Annotated in this window: 14 protein-coding genes; 3 read left to right on the forward strand and 11 right to left on the reverse strand. The window is 71.8% G+C overall.

Annotation, left to right across the window (positions count from 1 at the left end):
• Nucleotides 1–11: 11 nt before the first annotated feature.
• From ABZS69_RS16310 to ABZS69_RS16340, 7 genes are read right to left on the reverse strand one after another with little or no spacing between them, the layout of a single operon-like run.
• On the reverse strand, nucleotides 12–2681 hold the full coding sequence (locus tag ABZS69_RS16310) for a hypothetical protein (protein WP_355372231.1): 2670 nt from the start codon (nucleotides 2679–2681) through the stop codon (nucleotides 12–14).
• On the reverse strand, nucleotides 2681–4969 hold the full coding sequence (locus ABZS69_RS16315) for a glycoside hydrolase family 3 N-terminal domain-containing protein (RefSeq protein WP_355372234.1): 2289 nt from the start codon (nucleotides 4967–4969) through the stop codon (nucleotides 2681–2683). Before ABZS69_RS16315 ends, ABZS69_RS16310 begins: the two co-directional genes overlap by 1 nt.
• Nucleotides 4956–6257 carry a glycosyl hydrolase gene (locus ABZS69_RS16320; protein WP_355372236.1) on the reverse strand — a complete coding sequence of 434 codons (1302 nt, stop codon included), beginning with the start codon at nucleotides 6255–6257 and terminating at the stop codon, nucleotides 4956–4958. Before ABZS69_RS16320 ends, ABZS69_RS16315 begins: the two co-directional genes overlap by 14 nt.
• Before the next feature lies 1 nt (nucleotide 6258).
• Nucleotides 6259–7104 carry a carbohydrate ABC transporter permease gene (locus ABZS69_RS16325; protein WP_355372239.1) on the reverse strand — a complete coding sequence of 282 codons (846 nt, stop codon included), beginning with the start codon at nucleotides 7102–7104 and terminating at the stop codon, nucleotides 6259–6261.
• Nucleotides 7104–8021, reverse strand: a complete 918-nt coding sequence (locus tag ABZS69_RS16330) for a sugar ABC transporter permease (RefSeq protein WP_355372242.1) — start codon at nucleotides 8019–8021, stop codon at nucleotides 7104–7106. Before ABZS69_RS16330 ends, ABZS69_RS16325 begins: the two co-directional genes overlap by 1 nt.
• Nucleotides 8018–9295, reverse strand: a complete 1278-nt coding sequence (locus tag ABZS69_RS16335) for an extracellular solute-binding protein (protein ID WP_355372244.1) — start codon at nucleotides 9293–9295, stop codon at nucleotides 8018–8020. The genes ABZS69_RS16330 and ABZS69_RS16335 overlap by 4 nt, the downstream gene beginning before the upstream one ends.
• Nucleotides 9292–12372 (reverse strand): glycoside hydrolase family 38 C-terminal domain-containing protein, encoded by a 3081-nt coding sequence (locus ABZS69_RS16340; RefSeq protein ID WP_355372246.1) that lies wholly within the window; start codon nucleotides 12370–12372, stop codon nucleotides 9292–9294. The genes ABZS69_RS16335 and ABZS69_RS16340 overlap by 4 nt, the downstream gene beginning before the upstream one ends.
• 150 nt (nucleotides 12373–12522) lie before the next feature.
• Here ABZS69_RS16340 and ABZS69_RS16345 point away from each other — a divergent pair, with 150 nt between their 5' ends.
• Nucleotides 12523–13626 (forward strand): LacI family DNA-binding transcriptional regulator, encoded by a 1104-nt coding sequence (locus ABZS69_RS16345; protein WP_355372249.1) that lies wholly within the window; start codon nucleotides 12523–12525, stop codon nucleotides 13624–13626.
• A gap of 5 nt (nucleotides 13627–13631) precedes the next feature.
• Here ABZS69_RS16345 and ABZS69_RS16350 read toward each other — a convergent pair whose 3' ends face one another.
• Nucleotides 13632–15533, reverse strand: coding sequence for a prolyl oligopeptidase family serine peptidase (locus tag ABZS69_RS16350; protein ID WP_355372252.1), 1902 nt, complete (start codon nucleotides 15531–15533; stop codon nucleotides 13632–13634).
• A gap of 63 nt (nucleotides 15534–15596) precedes the next feature.
• On the opposite strand from ABZS69_RS16350, the gene ABZS69_RS16355 reads away from it, so the two are divergent.
• Nucleotides 15597–16325, forward strand: a complete 729-nt coding sequence (locus ABZS69_RS16355; RefSeq protein ID WP_355372254.1) for a hypothetical protein — start codon at nucleotides 15597–15599, stop codon at nucleotides 16323–16325.
• A 40-nt stretch (nucleotides 16326–16365) separates the two neighbouring features.
• Here ABZS69_RS16355 and ABZS69_RS16360 read toward each other — a convergent pair whose 3' ends face one another.
• From ABZS69_RS16360 to ABZS69_RS16370, 3 genes are all read right to left on the reverse strand, one after another.
• Entirely contained in the window at nucleotides 16366–17280 is a 915-nt protein-coding gene (locus ABZS69_RS16360) for an LLM class flavin-dependent oxidoreductase (RefSeq protein WP_355372256.1), read from the reverse strand.
• Between the two features lie 116 nt (nucleotides 17281–17396).
• Nucleotides 17397–20579, reverse strand: a complete 3183-nt coding sequence (locus ABZS69_RS16365) for a CARDB domain-containing protein (protein ID WP_355372258.1) — start codon at nucleotides 20577–20579, stop codon at nucleotides 17397–17399.
• A 294-nt stretch (nucleotides 20580–20873) separates the two neighbouring features.
• Nucleotides 20874–21887, reverse strand: a complete 1014-nt coding sequence (locus ABZS69_RS16370) for an alcohol dehydrogenase catalytic domain-containing protein (RefSeq protein ID WP_355372261.1) — start codon at nucleotides 21885–21887, stop codon at nucleotides 20874–20876.
• A 220-nt stretch (nucleotides 21888–22107) separates the two neighbouring features.
• On the opposite strand from ABZS69_RS16370, the gene ABZS69_RS16375 reads away from it, so the two are divergent.
• Entirely contained in the window at nucleotides 22108–22821 is a 714-nt protein-coding gene (locus tag ABZS69_RS16375; RefSeq protein WP_355372264.1) for an SDR family NAD(P)-dependent oxidoreductase, read from the forward strand.
• The last annotated feature ends 3 nt before the right edge of the window (nucleotides 22822–22824 follow it).

The raw sequence follows: 22824 nt of genomic DNA on the forward strand, positions 1-22824 counted from the left end.
CGCCCCCGCGATCAGTTGCCGCGTAGCACCGTCGTGGCCTTGTTGCCGGCGTAGTCCTCCAGGACCGCGACCACCTTGCTCCCGCTCCCGGACATGGTGACCGTTTCGGCGGCCCGGGTGGTGCGGCCGCGGACGATGTACGGCTTGGCGCCCGACCCGTACGTCGTCGCGAACGACTTCGTCTGCCCGTCCTCCAGGATCGTCAGGGTGTGCCAGTCCGGCAGGGCCGGCCGGGAGAAGGTGAACGTGTTCCCGCTGATCTTCACCGCCGACGCCGGGTAGGGCGCGATCTCGGTGTCGGCGAACCTCCCGCGTACGGCGGTCGCCGTGCCCGGTCCGGCCCGCAGGGTGAGCAGGTAGCCGTCGCCGTTGACGGGCACCCCGGTCAGCGTCGTGCCGGTGCTCGTCGCGGGCAGCTCGACCTCCTTGCTGTAGGGACGGGAGGTGTCCAGGCTCTGGACCTTCAGCGTGACGGGCCGGCCGTTCGACGGGGCGGTCCAGGACGCGGCCAGCGTGCCGTCCGGCTTCGCCGCCGCCGTCACCTTGCCCGGCGCCGTGGCCAGGTCGAACGAGGTGGTCGCCGCCGGGCTCTCGGACCCGTCCGGGCCGACCGCCACCAGCCTGATCGTCCCCGAGGTGGCCGTGAAGCGCTTGACGTAGTAGACGTCGTCGTAGATCCCGCCGAGATAGGTGTCGTCCAGGTAGACGTCGTAACGGCGCACCTTGTCGTATCCGGCGCGCTTCCAGGACAGGAACAGCTCGCCCGTCTCGGGGAGCAGCTGGGTGATGCGCAGGTCCTCCGGCGCCGCGGGGGTGTGATCCTTGCCGTCCCGCAGGGCCAGCGCGCCGAGGTTGACCTGGTAGCCCTGGACGGGGCCGGCGCCGGCGGCGACGACCAGGCCGAGCGCGGCCACGCGCTGACCGGCGTACGCCGACAGGTCCACCGACCGCGTGGTCCAGCCCGTGGTGCGCCGGCCCGAGCCGGTCAGCGGCAGCTGGACCACCTTGGTGGGGTCGGAGGCGAGGACGAGGCCGAGCCGCAGCTCGGAGTCGTCGGTGGCCGAGGGCTTGTTGTAGGTCAGGTCGAGGGCCGAGCCCTTGGCGAGCTGCAGGTCCGTCTTGTAGAGCCGTACGGTGTTGTCGCCGTCGAGCGTGCCACTGAGCACCAGGGAGCTGCCGCCGTTGTAGGCGCCGATCTTCTGGTACGAGAACCGGCTCGCCGGCGTGTACGCGGGACCGTAGTCGAAGTCGGCGCGGAGCGGCGTTCCGGCCGCGTCGATCCACCACTGCCAGGTCACCGGGAGGTCCTGGAGGTTGATGTTGCCCCACTCCTTCGGGCTGGACAGCCGGCCCTTGGTCCAGGTGGACAGGCCGTGCCCGGTGTTGAAGGAGGTGGCGAACGTGGTGCCGCCGATGACGGAGCGCTCGGCGACGTACTTGGAGATGCCCTTCCAGGTGCCCTCCGGGGTGGTGGCGCCCGTCGAGGAGCCGGTCCACCAGCGGCGCTCCCGGTCGAAGACGTCCCGCTGGGCGGCGTCGTCGGTCTTGTTCGCGTAGTCGGAGGAGACGAAGTCGGCGCCGAGCGTGGCGATGGCGTTCATCGGCGCGCCGCCGGCGTCGAGGTTGTCCTCCAGGTTGTACGGCTGGTTGAACTGGTACTGCCCGGCCTCGACCCCGGCGAAGACGCTCTTGCGCGAGTCCAGGCCGAGCCCGGCGGCGTAGCTCTTGGAGTTGGTGAGCTTGGTCCGGTTCCACCAGTAGTTGAGGAAGATGGAGTCGGACACGTCGCCGAGCCGCGCGTCGCGCACGAACGGGCCGTTGACCGCGTTGAACTCGTTCTGGTACGAGATGGCGCCCGTCGAGTTGTCGATGGAGTCGTACCACTGCACGTAGAGGCCGCCGTCGCGCAGCTGCTTCAGGAACTGCTTGTACACCGGGATGTCGGCCGGGGCGACCCGCGCCTCCTGATTGATGAAGTAGCCGTCGAACCCGTAGAACTTCGCGACCTGGACGAGCTTGGCGGCGACCGGGAACCCGCCGGCGGCGTCGCGGGCCAGCAGCTCGGAGTAGGTCTGGTCGCCGCGGTCGTTGTCGGAGAAGAAGATGCAGCCCAGCGAGCGCACCCCGTTCGCGTGGGCGGCGTTGGTGTACCCGGGGTTGGGCAGGTTGAGCATCCCGAACTCGAACCACTTCTCCCGCCAGTCCGCGGCCGGGTCGTAGTAGTTCACCGGGACGCCCTGGGTGGGCATGCCGTGCCAGGAGCCGTAGAAGTCGGCGTACTGCCAGTAGTTGAACAGGTACTGGCTGAACTCGTTGGTGTAGTGGTGGCTCTCGAAGAAGGCGTTGCCGTAGTCGCCGGCCAGGGTCAGCAACTGGGTGCCGGCGGGCAGCGCCGGGTTGCGCTGCGTGGCGGCGTTGGCGGCGTTGCGCTGCTGGAGCGGCACCTTGGCGCGCAGCAACTCGGCGCCGGCGTCGTCGGCGGGGTTCCAGCGCAGCAGGTCCGTGGTGGAGTAGCCGTGCTGGTAGGGCTGGTTCGCACTGACGGCACTCTCGCCCGTCCAGGGCAGCGTGTCGCTGGCCGCGGCGCCGGTGGCGGTCAGCGCGACGGCGAGCATCGCGGCCAGTACGGCGGTGCCGGCGCGCGTCACCGCCCTTCTGCGGATGCGATGTGATCGGGCCATCACGACTCCTCACTGTTGGGAAGGGGGTCGGCCGGTCCGGGGGGACGGACGGCCGGGCGGATGGTTGCGTGCAGGTCCGCGAGGTAGAGGTCGGTACGCGCCCGGCCCGCCGCGCCCTCGGCGAAGCAGCGCGCGGCGGGCAGGTCCCAGGCGACGGTGGCACGGTCGCCCGCCGGGACGGTGACCCTGCGGAAGGCGAGCAGCTCGCGGACGCGCGGCAGCACCCCGCCTCCCGCCCGGTGTCCGAACAGCGGCACGACGACCTCGGCCGGGCCGCCGCCGGGGTTGGTGACCTCGACGCTCACCCGGACCGTGTCCGCGCCGGCCTCGGCGGTGAGGCGGGCGAAGTGCACGGGCCGGTAGCGCAGGCCGTGGCCGAACGGGAAGAGCACCGGGTCCGGCGCGTCCCGGTAGACGTCGCCGGCCGGGTGCCGGTCGTTGTAGCGGACCGGCACCGCGCCCGGATGGCCGGGCGCGGTGAACGGCAGGCGCCCGACCGGCTCGTACGCGCCGAACAGCGCGTCGACGATCGCGTGGCTTCCGTGCGGGCCGGGGTAACCGGCCCACAGCAGCGCGTCGGTGTGCGCCAGGACGCCGGTGAGCACATGCGGCCGGCCCGCGATGACGACGGCCACCACGGGGCAGCAGGCCCGCTCCCGTACGGCGGCGACCAGGTCGTCCTGGTCGCCGGGCAGGGAGAGGCCGGCCAGGTCGACGCCTTCCCCGGCGGTCGCCGTGGCCGCCTGGCCGGCGATCGCGCCGTTGGCGGCGAACTCCTCGGCGTACGAGCGGTGGCTCGTCCCGCCGAGCGCCAGGATCACGAGGTCGGCGCCGCTCAGGTCGGCCGCCGTGGGGATGCCCGGCGGGCACACCACCTCGGCATCCGGCAGGGCCTGCCGCAGGGCGAGGTCCAGGCCGGCGGCCGAACCCGGCGGCAGGGGCGGCACGTAGTCGCCCAGCAGGGCGGTGACGTCGCGGGCGTTCGGACCGGCGAGGACGACCTTGGCCGGCGACCGCGGTTCGAGGGGGAGGAGGCCGCCGGCGTTGTGGAGCAGGACCAGGGACTGCCGGGCCAGGCGCCGCGACAGGCCGTCGGCGGCGCGCCCGGCCAGGACGAGCGCCTCACGGCGGCCCCCCAGAGCGGCCCCAAGCACGCCGTCGGGTGTGGTGTCCCCGAGGAGGCCGACGCGGTGCTTGAGGGTGAGCACCCGGCGGCAGGCGGCGTCGACCAGCTCGGCCACCCGCGGATCCGCCACCGCGGCCTGCTCCAGCAGCGGGAAGGACTCGTCCCAGAGCGACAGGTCCACCCCCGCCTCGATCGCGGCCACGGCGGCGCTCACCGGGTCGCCCGTCATCGTGCTCAGCCGGTCCACCGCCAGGCCGTCGGCCATGACGATCCCGTCGAATCCGCATTCGTCCCGCAGGAAACCCGTGAGCAGCCCGCGGTTGGCGCAGCACGGCACCCCGTCGATGTCGTTGTAGGCCGCCATGAACCCCAGCGCCCCCGCCTCCACCGCGGCCCGGGCCGCCGGAAGATGCAGCTCGCGCAGGTCGCGGGGGCCGATGACGGCGGACTGGCCGTTGCGCCCGCCGACCGCCTCGCCCTGGGCGGCCAGGTGCTTGAGCACGATCGCGACCCCGCCGCGGCCCACCGCACCGCGCTCGGCGCCCTGCATGCCGATCACCAGCGCCCTGGTGAGCTCGGCGGCCAGCAGCGGATCCTCTCCGAAGCACTCCTCCGCCCGGCCCCAGCGCGGGTCCCGCAGCAGGTCGAGCGCGGAAACCAGGGCCAGGTGCACCCCGCTCGCGGCGAGCTCGGCCGCGACGGCGGCCGCGGCCTCGGCCAGCAGGGCCGGATCCCATCCGGCGGCCACCGCGAGGTTGGTGGGCAGCAGCGTCCCGCCGAGCGCCTGGTGCCCGTGGGGTGCCTCCTCCGACAGCAGCACGCCGATGCCGTGCCCGCCGGCCCGCGACACCTCGTCCTGGACGAGGGCGGCGACCTCGGCGCGTTCCTCCGGCCGGATCCCGTCGGCCCAGGTGCGGCCCGACCAGGCGTCGGCGCGGAAGACCCCGTACAGGGCGCCGAGCCCGCCCCACCGGTCGAGCTCGGCGCGGGCGAGGCCGGTGAGCCGGAACCCGCCCCGAGGGTCCCGCTCGACGGCCTGCCAGCCGTAAAGGCGCTGGTTGAGCTGGCCGACCTTCTCGCGCGGCGACAGCTTGGCGAGCAGCCGCTCGACCCGCGAGGTCCGCGACGGCGTGCTCGCCGGGCCGGCCTCAGCGCTCGGCATGGGCGGCCATCCGGTCCAGGACCTCCTCGTCGCTGACCGAGCTGTAGAAGGTGCGGCCCGTCGGCTCGGCGTGGACGAGCCGTTCGACGCCGCGCGCGCGCAGCTCGGCCGGGTCACCCGCGCTCGCGGAGGTGACCAGGGCGGGGCGGGCCCCGGCACGGGCGCGGCCCATCCACGTCTCGAAGACGCCGCCGCCGGGGGAGAGCTCCGCCCGCGACACGGGGACGTCGTCGGCGTCGACGGGGACCACGACGGCCTCGGTGCGCGGGGCGGGGCGCGGCCGGTCGCGCAGCTCTGCGGCCAGCTCGGCGAAGCGCCGCCCGATCGGCTTGACCGCGCCGTCCGCGCCGATCAGGCCGAGGCTGTGTTCCAGGTCGGGGAAGTCGGCCAGCCGGCGCGTCACGTCGTGGGAGCACCACCACGTGACCCCCCACAGGGCGTCGCTGTCGGCCGCCGCCCGCACGGTCCCCTCGCAGAAGCCGGGCGCCTGCTCCTCCGTCAGGTGGTTGAGCGGCGCGCCGACCTCCTGCAGCCACACCGGGCGCGCCGGGTCGAGGGCGAAGGCGCGCGACAGCTCGATGAGGTACGCGGCATGGGTGACGCTCTCGTACGACATCGCCCCGTACCCCTGGGCCGTGCCGTTGAAGATCCACGAGTGGATCACGCTCATCTGGCCGTGCCGGGTGGAGTGCGCGGGGGTGAAGGGGTGGTCGTCGGCGTACCAGACGGCGTCGTACTCGGCGTTGAGCCGGAAGTGGCGCGGGTCGCGCGGGCCCTCGCCGTGCAGGGCCCGCAGCCAGGCCGTCACCTGCTGCGAGGTGGCCGGCATCGGGCTCGGGTGCAGGGCGGAGGTGAACTGGTTGACCTCGTTGCCCAGGGTCAGGCCGAGGAAGTTGGGCAGGTCGCGCAGGTGCCCGTCGAGCGCCTCCACCAGCTCTGCCTGCGCGGCGATCGCGTCGGGGTCGGTGAACATGCTGCGCCGGTGCCAGTCCGTCAGCCAGCTCGGCACGAAGTCGAAGCCGGACAGGTGCCCCTGCAGGACGTCGACGCTCGCGTCGAGGCCGGCTTCGCCGGCGATCTCCACGACGCGGCGCACGTCGTCGAGGGCGCGGCGGCGGATCAGCGTCCGGTTCGGCTGCAGCACGGGCCACAGCGGCAGGACGCGTACGTGATCCAGGCCCAGCCCGGCCAGGGCCGCCAGGTCCCGCCGGGTGGCCGCCCAGTCCGGATCCAGCCAGGAGTAGAACCAGTCCTGGGAAGGCGTGTAGTTGACCCCGAATCTCAGCATTTCAACCTTTCAAGCCTCCCGCTTCGAGCCCGCGGAAGAAGTAGCGCTGCAAGATGGCGAAGAACGTGACGATGGGAACCAGGGCGATGATCGTGCCGGCCGCGATGAGGCGCGGATCGTCGTAGAAGGTGCCGCGCAGGCGGTTCAGGCCGACGGTGAGGGTGTAGTTGTCCTCGTCGGACAGGACGATGAGGGGCCACAGGAAGTCGTTCCACGAGCCGACGAACGCGAAGATCGCCACGACCGTGATGACGCCCTTGACCTGGGGGACGGAGACGCGGATGAACCGCTGCCAGGCGTTGGCGCCGTCGACGATGGCCGCCTCCTCGAATTCGGCCGGCAGGTTGCGGAACGCGTTGCGCATGAGCAGCACGTTCAGGGCGGCCACGATCGTCGGCAGGACGACGCCCAGCAGGGTGTTGGCCAGCCCGGCCGCCCTGACCAGCAGGAACTGGGAGATCAGCACGGTCTCGGCCGGGACGAGCAGGGCCGCGACGCAGATCCCGGCCGCCACCCCGCGCCCGCGGAAGCGCAGCTTGCCCAGCGCGTACCCGGCGCAGGTGGCGCCCACGACGTTGCCGGTGACCGCCATGGCGGCCACGACCAGGGAGTTGAGCAGGTAGTGGGGCACCGGGACGCGGTCGAGCACCGTCGCGAAGTTCCCCAGCGTGGGATGGCCGGGGATCAGCTCGGGCGGCCGGGTGTAGAGCGCGTCGCCGGCGCCCTTGAGCGACAGCGAGACCTGCCACAGCAGGGGGCCCGCCAGCAGCACGGCCATCAGCAGGAGGATCAGGTAGCGCACGACCAGGCCCGGCGAGAAGCGGCGTCGTGCGGACGGACCGGACATCAGGAGGACCTCTGCTTGCGTTGCAGGACGAGCTGCGCGACCAGCAGCCCGCCGAGGATGACGAACATGACCAGGCTGATCGCGCCCGCGTACCCGGTGCGGGCCTGCAGGCCGGTGCCTTCGCGCTGGATGAGCATGGTCATCGTGAGATCGCCGCCGCCCACGCCGCCCGTGCCGTCCGTGAGCACGTAGATCTCGCCGAACACCCGGAAGGCCGCCACCGAGGACAGCACGCCGATGAGCCCCATCGTGGAGCGCACGCCCGGGACGGTGACGTTGAGGAAGGTACGCACCGGGCCCGCGCCGTCCATCGCCGCCGCGTCGTACAGGCTCGGGTCGATGTTCGCCAGCGCGGCCAGGTAGATGACCATGTAGTAGCCCAGGCCCATCCACACGGTCACGAACATCGCGCTGAACAGCAGCAGCCACCGGTCGGTCAGGAAGGGGACCGGCGCGGTGACCGCTTTGAGCGTGCCGAGCAGCTCGTTCACCAGGCCGCGCTTGTCGAGCATGTTCGTCCAGATCAGCCCGACGACGACCGGCGACATGATCACCGGCAGGTACATCGTGGTGCGGAAGAACCCCATCAGCCGCCCGGCGCCGCTCAGCAGCGAGGCGAGCACGAGCGGCAGCGCCACCATGAGCGGCACCACGCACACCGTGTAGAGCGTGGAGTTCAGCAGCGCGGTGGTGAAGCGCTCATCGGTGAACATCCGCAGGAAGTTGTCCAGCCCGGTGAACTCCCCGGTCCTGAGCAGGGTGGAGTCCGTGAACGCCAGCCGCAGCGTGTTCAGGAACGGCACCAGGACCAGGACCACGATGACGGCCAGCGCGGGCAGCAGGAAGAGCCACGGGGTCGCGCGCCACCGATGCGTGGCCGGCGCGCTGCCCCCGTCGTTCTGGGCGGAGCCGGTCATCCGTGCGCGGCCAGCCGGTCGTTGGAGTACTTGACCGACTCGTCCAGCGCCTGCTGCACCGTCTTCTTGCCCAGCAGCGCCTGGGCGATCTGCTCGCGCAGCGTGTCGGCGTCGGCGGAGCCGGAGAACGCCGGAGGCCACCACACGACCGCCTTCTTGACCTGGGCCGCGCTCTCCAGGCGCACCTTCGTGGCGGGGTCGCCGTCGTCCTTGGTGAAGTACTCGTCGTCCATCGACCCGGCCGAGGAGGGGAACACCGAGGCCTTCTTGGCGAAGGCGAGCTGGTTGGCGGTGTTGGTGACGTACTTGGCGAAGGCCGTGGCCAGCGGCTGGTTCTTGCCGGCGGCGTTCACGACCAGCGACTCGATGTACATGTTGGGGGCGGCGTTGCTGATCCGTGGCCCGATCCCGAGCGTCTTGTAGACGTCGGGCGCGGTGTCCTTCAGGTCGTTGAGGGTGTACGAGCTGCCCGACAGGTACGCCAGCCGCCCGGCCTTGAACTCCTCGACCTCCTTGGTCTGCAGGTTGTTCAGCGCCTCCTGGGTCAGGCCCTTGCTGGCGAACAGCTTGCGGAACCGCTCGACGAACTCCGCGCCCTTGGCGTCGTTGTAGGTGAACTTCTTGCCCGCGGCGTCCATGAGGGGCACGCCGTACTCGCCGAACATCTCGATGACGGGCATCCGGGCGATCATCGACACGTCCGAGCAGTTCTTGGCCATGGTCTCGGCCTGGTTGAAGAGCTCGTCGTAGGTGGCGGGCAGCTTGGCCGGGTCGAGACCGCACTTCTTGAACAGCGCCGTGTTGAAGAACGCCGGCCCGGTGTTCAGGTACCACGGGTAGCCGTAGGTCCCGCCGCCCAGCCCGCCGAACGTCATCGCCTGCCACGCCTTGTCCAGGTACAGGCCCTTGGCCTGCGGGTCGGCCTTGTTGAGGTCGAGCAGGACGCCTGCCTGGGCCAGCGTGTAGGCGGCCTCGGGCCCCATGTCCACGACGTCGGGCAGCGCCCCCGCCGCGGCGTCGGCCGACAGCTTGTCCTGGTAGCCCTCGGCGGGCTGGTCCACCCAGGTGATCTTCGTGCCCGGGTGCTCGTTCTCGAAGGCCGCGATCAGCTCGGTGAAGTAGGGCGTGAACTTCTCGTTCTTCAGGTTCCACGTCTGGAACTTGATCGATCCCGCCAGCGCCCCGCCCGAGGCCTGCGGCGTCGCGTCGCCGCCGCACCCGGACAGCAGCAGCGATCCCAGGGCCAGTGTCGCGACGCAGGTCCATTTTCTCATTGGACGTCCTCCTTGAGTGATGCATGAGTGGCGATCCGCAGGGTCGCCACCTGGAAGGGGCCGAGGTCCAGGCGCGCCTCGCCCACGGGACGGCGCGTGCCCGCCGGGCCTATGGCGGCGGGCAGGTCCCCGTCCGCGGCGAGCTCCCGTTCGAGCAGGTCGGTCTCCCACACGACCGCTCCCGCGCCGAGCTCCTCGTGGCAGTGCAGCCGGGCGCCCGCCCGTGCTCCCCGCGTCTCGTACACCCGTACGACCAGGTCTCCGGAGCCGTCGTCGGCCTGCTTCACCCAGTCGACGAGGGCGTGACCCGTGAGGAGCTCCAGCCGCACCAGCGGCGCCGGCAGCCCGGCGAGGTCGGGGGCGTTGAACGCGTACGCGGCCTCGACCGCGGCCGGCACGTCCGCGCCGGGCAGCACCGCCCAGCGGAAGGTGTGCGTGCCCGCGTCGGCGCGGGGGTCGGGGAAGCGCGCGCCCCGGAGCAGGGACAGCCGGACGACGGTGGAGTCGCCGTCGGCGCGGGCGTCGGCCCCGTACATCGTGTCGTTGACGATCGCGACGCCGAAGCCGCCGTCGTCCACGTGCACGTAGCGGTGCATCGCGGCCTCGAACATCGCCTCCTCGGCCGCGGTGTTCGTGAGCAGCGGGCGCTCGACGTAGCCGTACTGGGTCTCGAACCGCGCGGTCCGTGCCAGGACCCGCACCGGGACCGCGACCTTCAGCAGGCGTTCGCGCTCCTGCCAGTCCACGGTGCACTCGGTCTCGAACCGCCCGGTGCCGGCCCGCAGCCACATGGTCAGCGTGATCGTGGACGCGCCGGTCCGCCGGATCACCTCCACGCCCGCGTCGGGCCCGCTGCGGACGACCCTGCGGCCGGTGACGTCGTCGAGCGCCTGGGGGTGGCGCAGCACGTGGCGGTCCACGTCCCAGGCGTCCCAGCGCACCGGCTCGTCGCGGAAGAGCTGCAGCTCGTTGAGGCGCCGGCCGGGCGGGACGACCTCCCGGCCGCCGCGCAGGTCGAGGAGCGAGACGACGTGGCCGCCGCCGTCCACCACGACCCGCAGCAGGCCGTCGTCCAGTACGGTGGCGCCGGCCTCGCCGTCGGTGACCGCGACGGCGGCCGCACCCGGATTCGCCGGCGTGACGAACGGGGGCAGCCCGCCTTCGGCCCGCTCGCCGCCCAGCGCCGCGCCGGCCTGCTTGATCAGGTCGTGCAGGCGTTCCTCCAGCACCTGATAGGTGTCGCGGGCCTCGCGGTGCACCCAGCTGATCGACGTCCCCGGGAGGATGTCGTGGAACTGGTGCAGCAGCACGGTGCGCCAGATCTCGTCGAGCTCCGCACGCGGATACGGGGCGCCGCGCAGCGCGCTCGCCGCCGTGCTGAGATATTCGGCCGCCCGCAGCAGCGACTCGCAGCGCCGGTTGTGCCGCTTCATCTCCGCCTGGGAGGTCAGGGTGCCCCGGTGCAGCTCCAGGTAGAGCTCGCCGCGGTAGACCGGCTGCAGCGCCCCGGCCTCGCGCAGCTCGGCCTCGGCGTCCTCGAAGAACTCCGCCGGAGGCCGGGAGATCACGCGTGGCGCGCCCTCCAGATCGCCGAAGCGGCGCAGCCGCTCGGCCATCTCCCGGGTGGGGCCGCCGCCTCCGTCGCCGTAGCCGTAGGGGAGCAGCGAATGGGAGGCGATCGCCTTGTCCTTGAACGTGGCGACCGCGTGGTGCAGCTCGCGGGCGCTCACCTCGGCGGCGTACGTCTCCGCGGGCGGGAAGTGGGTGAAGATGCGCGTCCCGTCGATGCCCTCCCACCAGAAGGAGTGGTGCGGGAAGACCGTGCTGTCGTTCCAGGAGATCTTCTGCGTCAGGAACCAGCGGGACCCGGCCCTGCGGGCCAGCTGCGGCAGGGCGCCCGAGTAGCCGAAGGAGTCGGGCAGCCACATCTCACGGGGCTCGCGGCCGAAGCGGCTGAGGAAGTACCTCTTGCCGTAGGTCAGCTGGCGCACCATCGACTCGCCGGTGGGGATGACGCCGTCCGCCTCCACCCACATGCCCCCGACGGGCACGAACCGGCCCTGCTCCACGTAGTGCCGCACCCGGGCGAACAGCTCCGGATAGTGCTCTTCGAGCCAGCTGAAGTGCTGCGCCGCCGACATCGTGTAGACGAGGGCGGGGTCGGCGTCGAGGAGGGCGAGGGCGTTGGAGACCGTACGGGCGAGCTTGCGGACCGTCTCGCGCAGCGGCCACAGCCAGGCCGTGTCCATGTGCGCGTGCCCGACGGCGGTGATCCGGTGGGCGCTGGCGTGCGCGGGCGTGGCCAGGAGGGGAGCGAGGACCGCCCGCGCCCGCCGGGCGCTCTCCTCGGCGTCCGCCTCGTCGTAGACGTCCAGGGCCTCCTCGATCGCGCGCAGCAGCCGCCAGTGCCGCGGCTCGTCCGCGCTCAGCTCGGCGGCCAGGCCGCCGGCCACGTCCAGGTCGCAGCACAGGGCGTGGATCTCGGGCGAGAACGCGGCGATCTCCGCGCGGCGCAGCCTGAACTGCTCGAACGGCTCCCGCGCGCCCTTCTCGCCGTGCTCGGTGACGACGAAGGGCGGCAGGCCGAGCAGCAGGGGATTGGCCGCGGCCTCGACGTGGAGCACGAACGAGCCGTCGGCGCCGACCAGCCCGTCTTCGCCGTCGCGTAACCGGACGGCGGACTGGCGAGGGTGCAGACCCTTGACGATCGTCCCGTCCGGGGTGAAGACCAGCCCCTCGCAGTGACCGCCCACGGAGTGGTCGAACCAGCCCAGGTCGAACACGAGGTCGATCGGCCCGGTCAGCCGCGGATCGACCGTGCCCCGGACCCGGAACCACGTCGTGGACCAGGCCTCGCCCCAGGCGGTGCCCAGGGGGAAGGGGCGGTATTCGGGGGCGCTCCGGCCGGCTTCGGGTTCGAGCCCGAGGGCATGGCGGGCCCGCACCGGCTCCCCGTCGTCCGGGACCGTCCAGGCCTCGACCTCGACGCCGCCCAGCCGGGTGTGGAGCCGGGGCTCGATCCGTTCCCGCCGCACGCGGGCGAGCCTCTCTAGCGTGCGGCTGAGGTGGTTGTGCATCTCGTACCTCTCCGTAGCGGAGGTATCACAATCGGCCTAATACGTTTTAGTACGTTATGATCAGCAAGCGACCGCAGACTAATACGTTTTAGGTCCAGCGGTCACCCGGGGGGCTCATCAAGTTTGCATAACGACGGCGATGGAGGAGCGATGCTGCCGAACGACCAGGTTCCGCCCCAGGACCCTGCCGCCGCCGCGCCGGAGCCTGCCGAGCCCTCTCTGGCGGGTGCCGCCCCGGCCCGCCTGCGGAGCACCGACATCGCGCGGCTGGCGGGGGTCTCGGTGTCGGCGGTGTCGCTGGCGTTCAACGCCCGCCCCGGCATCAGCGACGCCACGCGCAAGCGCATCCTCGACGTCGCCGAGGAGCTCAACTGGCGCCCGCACCGGGCCGCCCGCGCCCTCAAGGGGGCCAACAACGACGTGGCCGGCATCGTCATCGCCCGGCCCGCCCGGACGCTGGGCGTCGAGCCGTTCTTCGCCCACTTCCTGTCCGGCCTGCAGTCCCGCCTGTCCAACGGGGGCATCGCCACGCAGCTCCTCATCGTCGAGGACACGCAGGCGGAGGTGGCGGTCTACCGCCGCTGGGCCGCCGAGAACCGCGTCGACGGGCTCGTCCTGCTCGACCTCACGGTCGACGACGTCCGGCCCCGGGTCGTCGCCGACCTGCGCGTCCCCGCCGTCATCCTGGGCGGCCACGGGGGCCCGTTGCCGCTGAGCAGCGTCTGGGTGGACGACCATGCGGCGATGACCCGCATCCTGGAATATCTCGCCGGGCTCGGCCACCGGTTCATCGGGCACGTCAGCGGCATACCGTCCTACCAGCACACGCGCCGGCGCCTGGAGGCCATCGGCGACGCCCGCGAGGCGCTCGGCCTCGAGATTGCCAGCGTGGCCACCGACTACTCCGACACCCAGGGCGCCTCGGCCACCCGCCGCCTCCTGCAGGCGAGCCCGCGCTGCACGGCGATCATCTACGACAGCGACGTCATGGCCGCCGCGGGCCTCGGCGTGGCCACCGAGATGGCCGTGCCGGTCCCGGGCGAGGTGTCCATCGTGTCGTTCGACGACTCCATCCTCACTCATCTGCCGCATCCGCCGATCACCGCCCTGACCCGCGACACGTACGCGCTGGGCATGCTGACGGCGACCGAGCTGCTCCACACGATGGCCGAGCGCCCGGAACCCCGCGCGGTCCAGGCTCCGACGCCCGATCTCGTCGTCCGCGGGAGCACCGCCCCGCCGCCCCATGGATGATCGCCTCAGAGCCACCGGTCGAACCACGCGCGGGTGCGCCTGAGGAGGTCGAGCTGGTGGCCGCGGCCCTGGATGGAGTGGCCTTCCCCCGGATAGACGACGAACCGGTGCTCGACCCCGAACCGCCGCAGGGCGCGGTGGAAGTACACGGCCTGGCCGACCGGCACGTTCGTGTCGTCAGCGCCGTGCAGGATCAGCACCGGGGTGCGGATCCGCGAGGCGTAGGAGATGGGGCTGACCTGGTCGTGGCGGTGCGGGCCCGGGCCCTCCCAGCCGCAGCTGCCGCCGAGCCCCGCCTCCAGGGTCCCGCCTTCGCCCGTCGCGACGAGCATGCCCCAGTCGCTGATCCCGGCGCCCATCAGCGCGGCCTTGAAGCGGCCGGTCTGCCCCACGGCCCACGCGGCCATGAATCCGCCGTGGCTCCATCCGCCGATCCCGAGCCGGTCCGGGTCCGCGACCCCGTCGGCGATCAGCAGGTCGATGCCGCGGAGGATGTCCGTCCATTCCGCCCCGCCGACCGCGCCCGCGACGGCCGCCGCGAAGTCGTGCCCGTGGCCCTCGCCGCCGCGCGGGTTGGGCAGGAAGACCGCGTACCCGGCGGTCGCGAGCCACTGCCCCGACGGGATCGGGCCGAGCATGAACTGGTCGGCGTGCCTGGCGTACGGGCCGCCGTGCACCAGCGTGACGAGCGGGAACGGGCCGTCGCCGCGGCTCCTTCCGGGCGGCAGGATCAGCAGCCCGTCGAGGTCGAGCCCGTCGGACGCCTGGTACGAGAGGCGTTCCTGGCTGCCCCAGCCGACCCGGCGCAGCTCGGGCCGGGTGTCGCTGAGCCGGGTGAGCGGGCCGGCGGGCGGCCCGGCGTGGACGTTCACCGGCTCGTACGACGTGCTCGCCAGCACGGCGGCGACCTCGCCCGACCGGCTCACGACCAGTGCACCGGCGAGGCCCCGCACGGAGGACACCTGCCCGAACCCCCGCGACTCGGGATCGAGCCGGTGGATCGCGCTGTCGAGCCCGTCGGCGAACAGCGCCAGCGGCGGCCCGTCCGCGACCTGCGCCAGGCCGGACGGGCAGACGGTCATCCCGAGGGTCAGGTTGCGATGTCCCCCCGCGGGGCCGGGCCCGGAGCCGGTCTCGGGGACCGCCACGTCGAAGACCGCGCGGCCCCCGACCGGGCCGGGCGGGGTCGTCGCCAGGTAGCACAGGTGCCAGCCGCCGACCGCGTTCCACCAGGTCGGACAGGACGCCTCCGGCATGGTCCCGCCGAGCTCCCGGACGTCGCCGGTCTCCGGGTCGACCACGTGCAGCCGGCAGTCGAGGCTGCCGGGGTCGAGGTCCGGGGTGGCCCAGCTGAGCACCGCCAGCGGGCCGCCGTCCGGCCGCTGCCGCACCTCGACGACGTGCCTGTCGCCGAGCCCGTCCACCGCCCGCGACCGGCCGGTGTCCAGGTCGAGCAGCCGCAACCGGGCGTACGGCACCCCCTCGCCCCACACCACGACGTCCTCATGCGCCGGCCGATCCGCGGCCACCACCGCGACCAGCCGGCCGCAGGCGAGCGGGAGGTGATCGGAGATCCCGCCCGCCCAGGCGGTCAGGGCCTCGGCCGCCCCGCCGTCGAGCGGGATCCGATGCACCTGGAGGGGGCCCCGCCGTACCCGGTCCGACCCGAAGAAGAGCGTGGCTGAGTCCGGGGCCCAGCGCGGGAGGCAGTCCCTGGCCGCACCGGCGGTCAGCTTCCTGGGCGGCGAGCTCCCGTCGGTCGCGGCGACCCAGATCGCGCTGCGCGGATGCTCTTCCCCGCGCCCGATCACGGTGACCGGGTAGGCGACCCAGCGGCCGTCCGGGGAGATCGCGGGCGGCAGCGGCACGGCACCGTCCACGACCAGCTCCGGCGTGAGTTCGCCCATCAGCCCTGCCCTTCGTGATTACGCGCGAAAGCGGAGACCCTCGATGATCTAATATCCAACTTTATGATCATTCGTCTATTAGCCGGGACGGCCGCCGGCCTGGCGCTCTTCTCCGGTACGGCGCTCGCCGCGCCGGTCAAGGGCGCTCCCGAGCTCACCAACAACGACCTCTACAAGGCGGCCGGCCTGCGTACGGCCGCCTGCAAGCTGGACAAGGGCACGAGCGCCGCGTCGACCAGGAAGTACATCACCAAGCTGGTCGGCTGCCTGAACACGGCGTGGAAGCCGGCGATCAAGGGTTTCACGCCGGTGAAGGTGGAGTTCAAGGCCGCGGACGACAAGGAGTCCTGCTCCACCGGCATGGACGTCTCCGGCTCGTTCTCGGAGATCTGCACCACGTCCATCCGCGTCCGAGTGGCCGATGACTGGATCAAGGCCAAGAACGACCTCGCGGTGTTCACGTCGATCACGCGGACGTGGGGCGGGGTCGTGACCGGGCAGAGCGGCATCGGGCAGGCCTGGTGGGGGCTCGAGAACGATGCGGACGAAGCGGTCATGAACGAGCAGAACCGCCGTTACTACCTGCAGATCGACTGCTTCGTGGGCGTGTCGGCGAAGGCCGTGGGGCGGGCGGTCAAGGACTGGAAGCCCGTCGCCAAGGTCCCGGTGTTCTGGAAGAACCGGTACCAGGGCAAGACCGCCAACCGCCTCTACTGGCTGGAGAAGGGTTACAAGTCCGGCAAGCCGGGCGCCTGCAACACCTGGACGGCGAGCTCTTCCAAGGTCGCCTGAGCCGCCTCACTGGCCACCGCCCCGTGCGGTGGCCGTCACCTCAACCGTTCTCCTTCGCGATCGCCTCGCGTACGGACGGGGCGATCTCCCGGGCCCAGCGGCCGAGGGTGACGGGGTCCGGCGAGCCGTGATCGGGGGAGAAGAGCATGAACCCCGACGCGCCGTGCTCCAGCACGGCCCCGGTCAGCTCCTCGACCCACTGGCCGGCCGATCCGCCGATCCACCGGCCGTCGCGGTCACGCGTGGCGGGCAGCGGCCGGTCGGTGATGCGCCCGGGGAAGTTGAAGACCGTCCGGATCTCGCGCGGATCGCGGCCCACGGCCGCCGCCGCCTCGTCGATGACCGGCCGCGACTCCCGGTACCGCTCGCTGAGCCAGTCCGCCGCGTGGCCCGGGAGCCAGCCGTCGGCCACCCGGCCGGTGGCGGCCAGGGATTTGCGGCCGACCGATCCGGTCCACACGGGCGGCGCGGCCACAGGAGCCGGCTCGATGCGCTCCACCCGGTAGTGACGCCCCCGGAAGGTGGCCGGCGGGCCGCCGCCCGACAGCGACTTGACCAGGACGATCGCCTCCTCGAAGGCGTCCACGGCGTCGGACGGCGACAGCCGCGGCACTCCCATGTCGGAGATCCGGTCCCACAGCCCGCCCGCGCCCATGCCGAGCACGACGCGGCCGCCCGAAAGCGCAGACAGCGACGTCACCGCACGCGCCAGCATGGGAGCCGGCCGGGTCGGCAGGTTGGTGACGTTGGCGAAGCCCGAGAGGTGTCGCGTGCGTCCGAGGACGAAGCCGATGGTGGCGTACGCGTCCAGCCGCCGGCCGAGGTAGGGGTGGTCGGACAGGGAGAAGAGGTCGAGCCCGTCGCGGTCGGCCTGTTCGGCCATGCGCAGCAGCTCCGGCCCCTCGTCGATGTCGCTGTGCGCGCCGAAGCCGAACACGACTTCTGGTAGAGACAATGTTCTGCCCTTCTCCGAGATATGCGGTTCGGTATACGAACTATATTAGTTCGTATACCGAACCGCAAATTCCCGGTGGTGGCAGGCGGACGGCCCGCCGCGGCGGGCCGTCCGGTTCAGTAGCGTTCGCTGAGGTTGAGGTTGATCTCGGTCAGTACGGTCGTCGCCTTGGTGTACTTGAGCAGGTTCGCGAGGTCGTCCGGCAGCAGCAGGGTGACGTGCGCGTGGCGGGCGGCCTGGGCCACGGACTTCAGCTCCAGCGCGGCGGCGACCAGCGACGAGATCTTCGTCGCCGCGTTGATCCGCCGGTCGGCGAGGTTGAGGTAGGTCGTCAGCAGCTGGGCCCGGAGGAGGTCCGACTGCCTGATCGACAGGGCGAAGACGGCGTTCACCTCGGCCCGGGAGAGAGCGCCGTCCGGGGCCGAGCCGTCGGCGCCGTCGAAGCGGGCGTCGGTCGCCTGGATCCGGGCCAGCACCTCGGGAGTCTGCTGGTCGGGGTGCAGCTGCCAGATCAGCTGGGCCCACGGGTTCCTGGTGGGGGTGACTTCGGTGACGGTGGTGGAGGCGGTCGCGGTGACCGGCTCATAGACGCAGCCGTTCCCGTTCTGGTACGAGGTCGAGGCGGAGTCGGGGAGCGCGTTCCCGGCGACGAACAGCAGGCTCGGCCGGGCGGTGAACTGCACGCTGGAGGTCGCGCCGCCTTCGAGCGACCCGAGCGACCAGGTGAGCGTGGTCGTGCCGTCCGGGTTGGCGGTGACCGACGAGGGCTTGGGCCCCGTGCCCTGGTCGAGGGCGCGGCTGTAGGTGACCTCGGCAGGGAGCGTGTCGGTGAGGGCCACGTGGGTGGCGGTGCCGCTGCCCGCGTTGGTGACCTTCAGGTCGATCGTCATGGCCTCGCCCGCGTTGACCGTGCGTGGCGCGGTCTTGGCCAGGGTGAGCTTCGGGGCGTGCACGGTCGTCTCGGCCTTCGCGGTGTTGTTGGCCGTGTTCGCCTCGGCTCCGCCGCCGGTGTCCTTGGCGGTCGCCGTCGCCGTGTTGGTCAGGACGGTCCCGTTGGCGGTGTCGCAGGGGATCGCGTAGGTGAACGTCTCGGTCGTGGACAGTCCCGAGCCGAGGTAGGGCACCTGGCGCGTCTGATCCGGGCCGCCGGGCGGGGTGTCGGTCAGGCCGATCGCCGTCGCGGCGCCGGTGCCGACGTTGTCGAGCTTCACCTGGTAGGTGAGGGTGTCGCCGGGCTCGGCGTCGTGCTTGTCGACGGACTTCGTCGTGGCGACGTCGGGGTCGTACTGGTTGAAGAAGGAGATCTCCTGCCGTACCGACGTGTCGAAGTCGAGCTCCCTTTCTGACCCGCCGCCCGCGCCGGCGCAGAGCGACCCGTGGGTGCCGGTTCTGTAGCCACTGCAGGCGAGCCCATCGGCGGTGGGGGACAGGTCCGCCCGGAACTCGATGTCCGACCAGTCGTCGTGATCGGTGAGGGGAGGGCTGCCCTTGGTGTCGTTGATGTCCACGTCCACCGTGCCCGGATCGATGATCGGCCTGCCGGCGGCGTCCTGGTTGTCGTTCCAGTTGAGCGGCCCGTTGCCGATGCCCGTCCGCAACAGCCTGGGGCCGCCCGCGGTGGGGTTGTCATGCCACCAGAAGGTGTAGTCGGTGCCGTCCTTTATCCCCTTCGACTCATCCAGCTGTCCCTCCTTCAGCTCGTCCAGCTTTCCGAGCGAGTAGCCGAGGCGGACCGCCCCCTTCTTCCAGTCCCGCATCGCGTCGACCAGCAGCGGCGGCGGGCTGTTGGGAATGCCTGTCTGGAAGAAGTAGTTCATGACGCTGAGGTAGTTGGGCTTCCAGTTCTCCTCGGAGTTGCCGCCGTGGCGCAGGCTCAGCGCGTGGCCGAGCTCGTGCATGATGGTGCCGGCCTGGTCCTGCACGGTGCCGAGCCTGGCGTCGTCGGCGCCCGTGCCAGGCGTGAGCACCTGCCGGTCGGTCGGGTGCGCGCTGGTCGTGTCGCACTTGCGGTCGGGGCCCACGTGGATCTGGGTCCCGCCCACCAACTCGTCGTCGCCGGCCGGCGAGGTCTGCAGTCTGCCGTCGCCCCCGTAGTCGCGGCCGAAGTCTGCCACGCACATGGTTCGCCATGAGCCGAGGGTGACGATGAAGTCCTTGTTGTTGTCCCTGGTGGGTTCGCAGCACTCCCCCGACGTTCCCGGGTCGGGCCTGCTCGCGGTTCCGCTGCCACGCATGATGTCATGCGCGAAGATCGCATAATGGGCGTACCGGGCCAGTTCCTCGGGGAGGTCGGCGTTGCGGGCATTGCGGAAGTCGCCGTTGTTGTCCAGGCCCATGGTCGGCTGTTCGGCTATCTGCCTGCCCGGGATGTGGATGAAGTCGATGCCGTCCGGATGCGTCCCCGGATAGGGGCATGGATTCGCCGCCTTCGTCGGCGCCGCGGCGAAGGCGTTCTTCACCAGGGCGATCGCCGCGTCCTTGGGCCGATGCGAGTGGTTGCCGTTCGCCATCCAGTCGGTCTGCAGGATGATCGTCTTGCGGCACGGGTCGGCGCCGAGTGCCGGAAGGTCGGCGAGCACCGTGCCGTTCCGGTCCCGCACCCCGGAAAGCTCGACGATGTCCGGGATGCCGTCCTGGTCGGTGTCGGGCTGCACGGTGGTGACGCTGATGCCGATCTTGGTGATCCTTCCGTCGTTGTCCTCGGGGTAGCCGTGGTCGCCGTTGCCCTGGACGCAGCTCTGGCCCCTGGACCGGCCGTTCGTGTCGACGCAGGGCGTGCCGGGGACGAGGCCGTCCCCCGAAAGGGTGCCGGAGCGGAAGTCGTAGACGAGGTTCAGCTCGTTGTCCTGGGGCTGGGGGCTGATGTCCATCCGGTCGTCGTTGGTGCGCAGGCCGTTGTCCCAGTCCCACATGGCGACGGTGATGTTCACGGTCGGCTTGTCGCCGGGCAGGTCCGACTTGGTGAAGACCCAGCCGTTGGGCGCCTCGGGCAGGCCCAAGGGTGAGAATTCGTCGTCCTCGATCCGCGGGCCTTCCTGGATGGGCCCGTCGGCGATCTGGACTTTCGGGTAGTAGTCCCCGTCTCCCCCGTCTCCCAGGAGCCCGTCGTCGGGGTTCTCGATCTGGCGGAGATAGTCGATGGAGAAGGTCAGGGAGAGGTTCGGGGCCGCCGCCGCGGCAGGCGTGGCCAGCGCCGGGATCGATGCGACGACCAGCGCGCCGATCGCCCCGATGGTGAGCCGCCGGCGCCATAAGGCCGGCCGCCCCCGCCACGTTCTCGGTCCATGTTTGACGCCCACGGTCGTTTCCTCCAGAAGAGTTCGCCTTCCGGAGGATCGTCCGGCTTCTTGCCGCTCTCGCGCATGAGTAGCCCCTACTCAGGTTGGGAGCGCTTCCCCCTCACCGGCCGCCGCCACACGCCCGCCCGGCTCGGCCGCGCCGTCGCCGAACCGTCCGAGCAGCGCAGGCAGGCACCCTGATCGGCGACCGCCCGAGCGGCGTCGGTGGACCTCCTGATCGCCGAGCCGCCTGGAGAGCTGCCTGGAGGGACGCCTCGACGGCCCGTCGGCGTCGAGACCGTGGAGCCGGCGGGTTCACCGTCGTGGATCGATGTGGATCTTCGGACCGGGGCCGGCGCCGGCGGGGCGGCGGCCGGACAGGGCGTCGGCGGTTTCGGCCAGGCCGATGGTGGCGGCCACGAGCGGGCGGGCGTCGACCGAGCCGTCGGCGTACGCGGCGATGGCCCCGGCCAGGCCCGCCGAGCCGCCCAGGATGCCGACGGCGGTGACGTCCTTGAGGAGCAGGTCGCGGGTGTCCAGGGTGCTCGGGGTGCCGGCCAGGCCGATGTAGACCACCCGCCCGGCCGGTTCGACGAGGTCGAGCGCGAGCGCGGGTAACTCGGGCGCGTTGGAGGCGTCGACGACGGCGTCCCACCGCAGCGCGGGCAGCGACGACCGGGTCCACGCGCCCGTGAAGCCCAGGGACCGCGCCAGGTCCAGCCCCGCGACATCGCGGCCCAGCAGGTGGACCTCGATCCCCTGAGCCCGTGCGAACAGCGCCCCCAGCAGGCCGATCGCGCCCGTGCCCAGGATCAGCAGCCGCTCGCCGGGTCGCAGGCCGGCGCCGCGGACGGCGCGCAGCGCGTTGCCCCCGGGCTCGACGAGCGCGCCCAGCGTGGGGTCCAGCGGGTCCGGCAGCGCGTGCAGCGCCGTCACCGGCACGGTGAGTTGCTCGGCCAGCGCCCCGGCCCGGCCGAGGCTGATGCCGATCTCCGACAGCTCGGCGCACACGTGGTGGCGGCCGGCACGGCAGCGCTCGCAGTGCCCGCAGCCGAGCATGGTGTCACCGGTGACGCGGCGGCCCAGCCAGCCGGTGTCCACGCCTTCGCCCACGGCGGTGACGTGACCGCACCACTCGTGGCCGGGGCGCAGCGGATACCACGACCGTCCGGTGTGCAGGTAGCTCATCTCGCCCGTGAACAGCTCCATGTCGGTGCCGCACACCCCGGCCCGCTCGACGTCCACGATCACCTGCCCCGGCGCGGCGACGGGCGGCTCGACCTCCTGGACCTCGGCCTTGCCCGGGCCGGTCAGGACCAGCGCGCGCACTACCGGGGCCTCGGGACGAGCGGGCCGGGGGTGAGGTCATCCATGCGGAGGAGGGGCAACTTGGACATGTTCCGAAGGCTAGACCACCGTTCCGGAAAGTGGAAGTTATCCGCAATGGGAGCTTCCTCCGATGAGTGAGTATCGGCTAATCTCGCAGCAACTTCCAGAAAATAAATCCTCGTTCCAATTATTGAAATATTGGCTGCGGACCGTCGGCCCGGTGCCGTACGAATCCCACGGAAAGGACCCCATGACCTCCTGCCGCACCGCCCTCATCACCGGAGGCGTCAGCGGCCTGGGCAAGGCCGCCGCGCTCCGCCTGGAGAAGGAAGGCGTCTCGATCATCACCGCCGACGTCGCCGAGGGTGCCGACCTCGTCCTCGACGTCACCGACGCCGCCGCCGTGCAGGCCGCCGCCGACCGGGTGGGACCGGTCGACATCCTCGTCAACTCCGCCGGGATCGTCGGTCCCAACGCGCCGCTGTGGGAGATCCCGCTGGACGGCTGGCTGCGCACGTTCGAGGTGAACGTGCACGGCACCTTCAACACCTGCCGCGCCTTCGTCCCGGGCATGCGCGAGCGCGGCTGGGGGCGCGTCGTCAACATCGCCAGCATGGCCGGCAAGGACGGCAACCCGAACATGTCGCCGTACTCCGCCTCCAAGGCCGCCGTCATCGCGCTGACCAAGTCCCTCGGCAAGGAGCTGGCCACCAGCGGCGTGCTCGCCAACGTCATCGCCCCGGCCGTCATCGCCACCCCGATGAACGCCAGCACCGGCCCCGAGGCCCTGGCCCACATCACCGGCCTCATCCCGATGGGCCGCATCGGCCGGCCCGAGGAGGTCGCCGAACTGATCGCCTGGCTCACCTCCGACAAGGTCAGCTTCTCCACCGGCGCCGTCTACGACATCAGCGGCGGCCGGGCCACGTACTGACGC

It is taken from the genome of Nonomuraea sp. NPDC005650 (assembly GCF_040605375.1).
In the GTDB taxonomy this organism is placed as follows: domain Bacteria; phylum Actinomycetota; class Actinomycetes; order Streptosporangiales; family Streptosporangiaceae; genus Nonomuraea.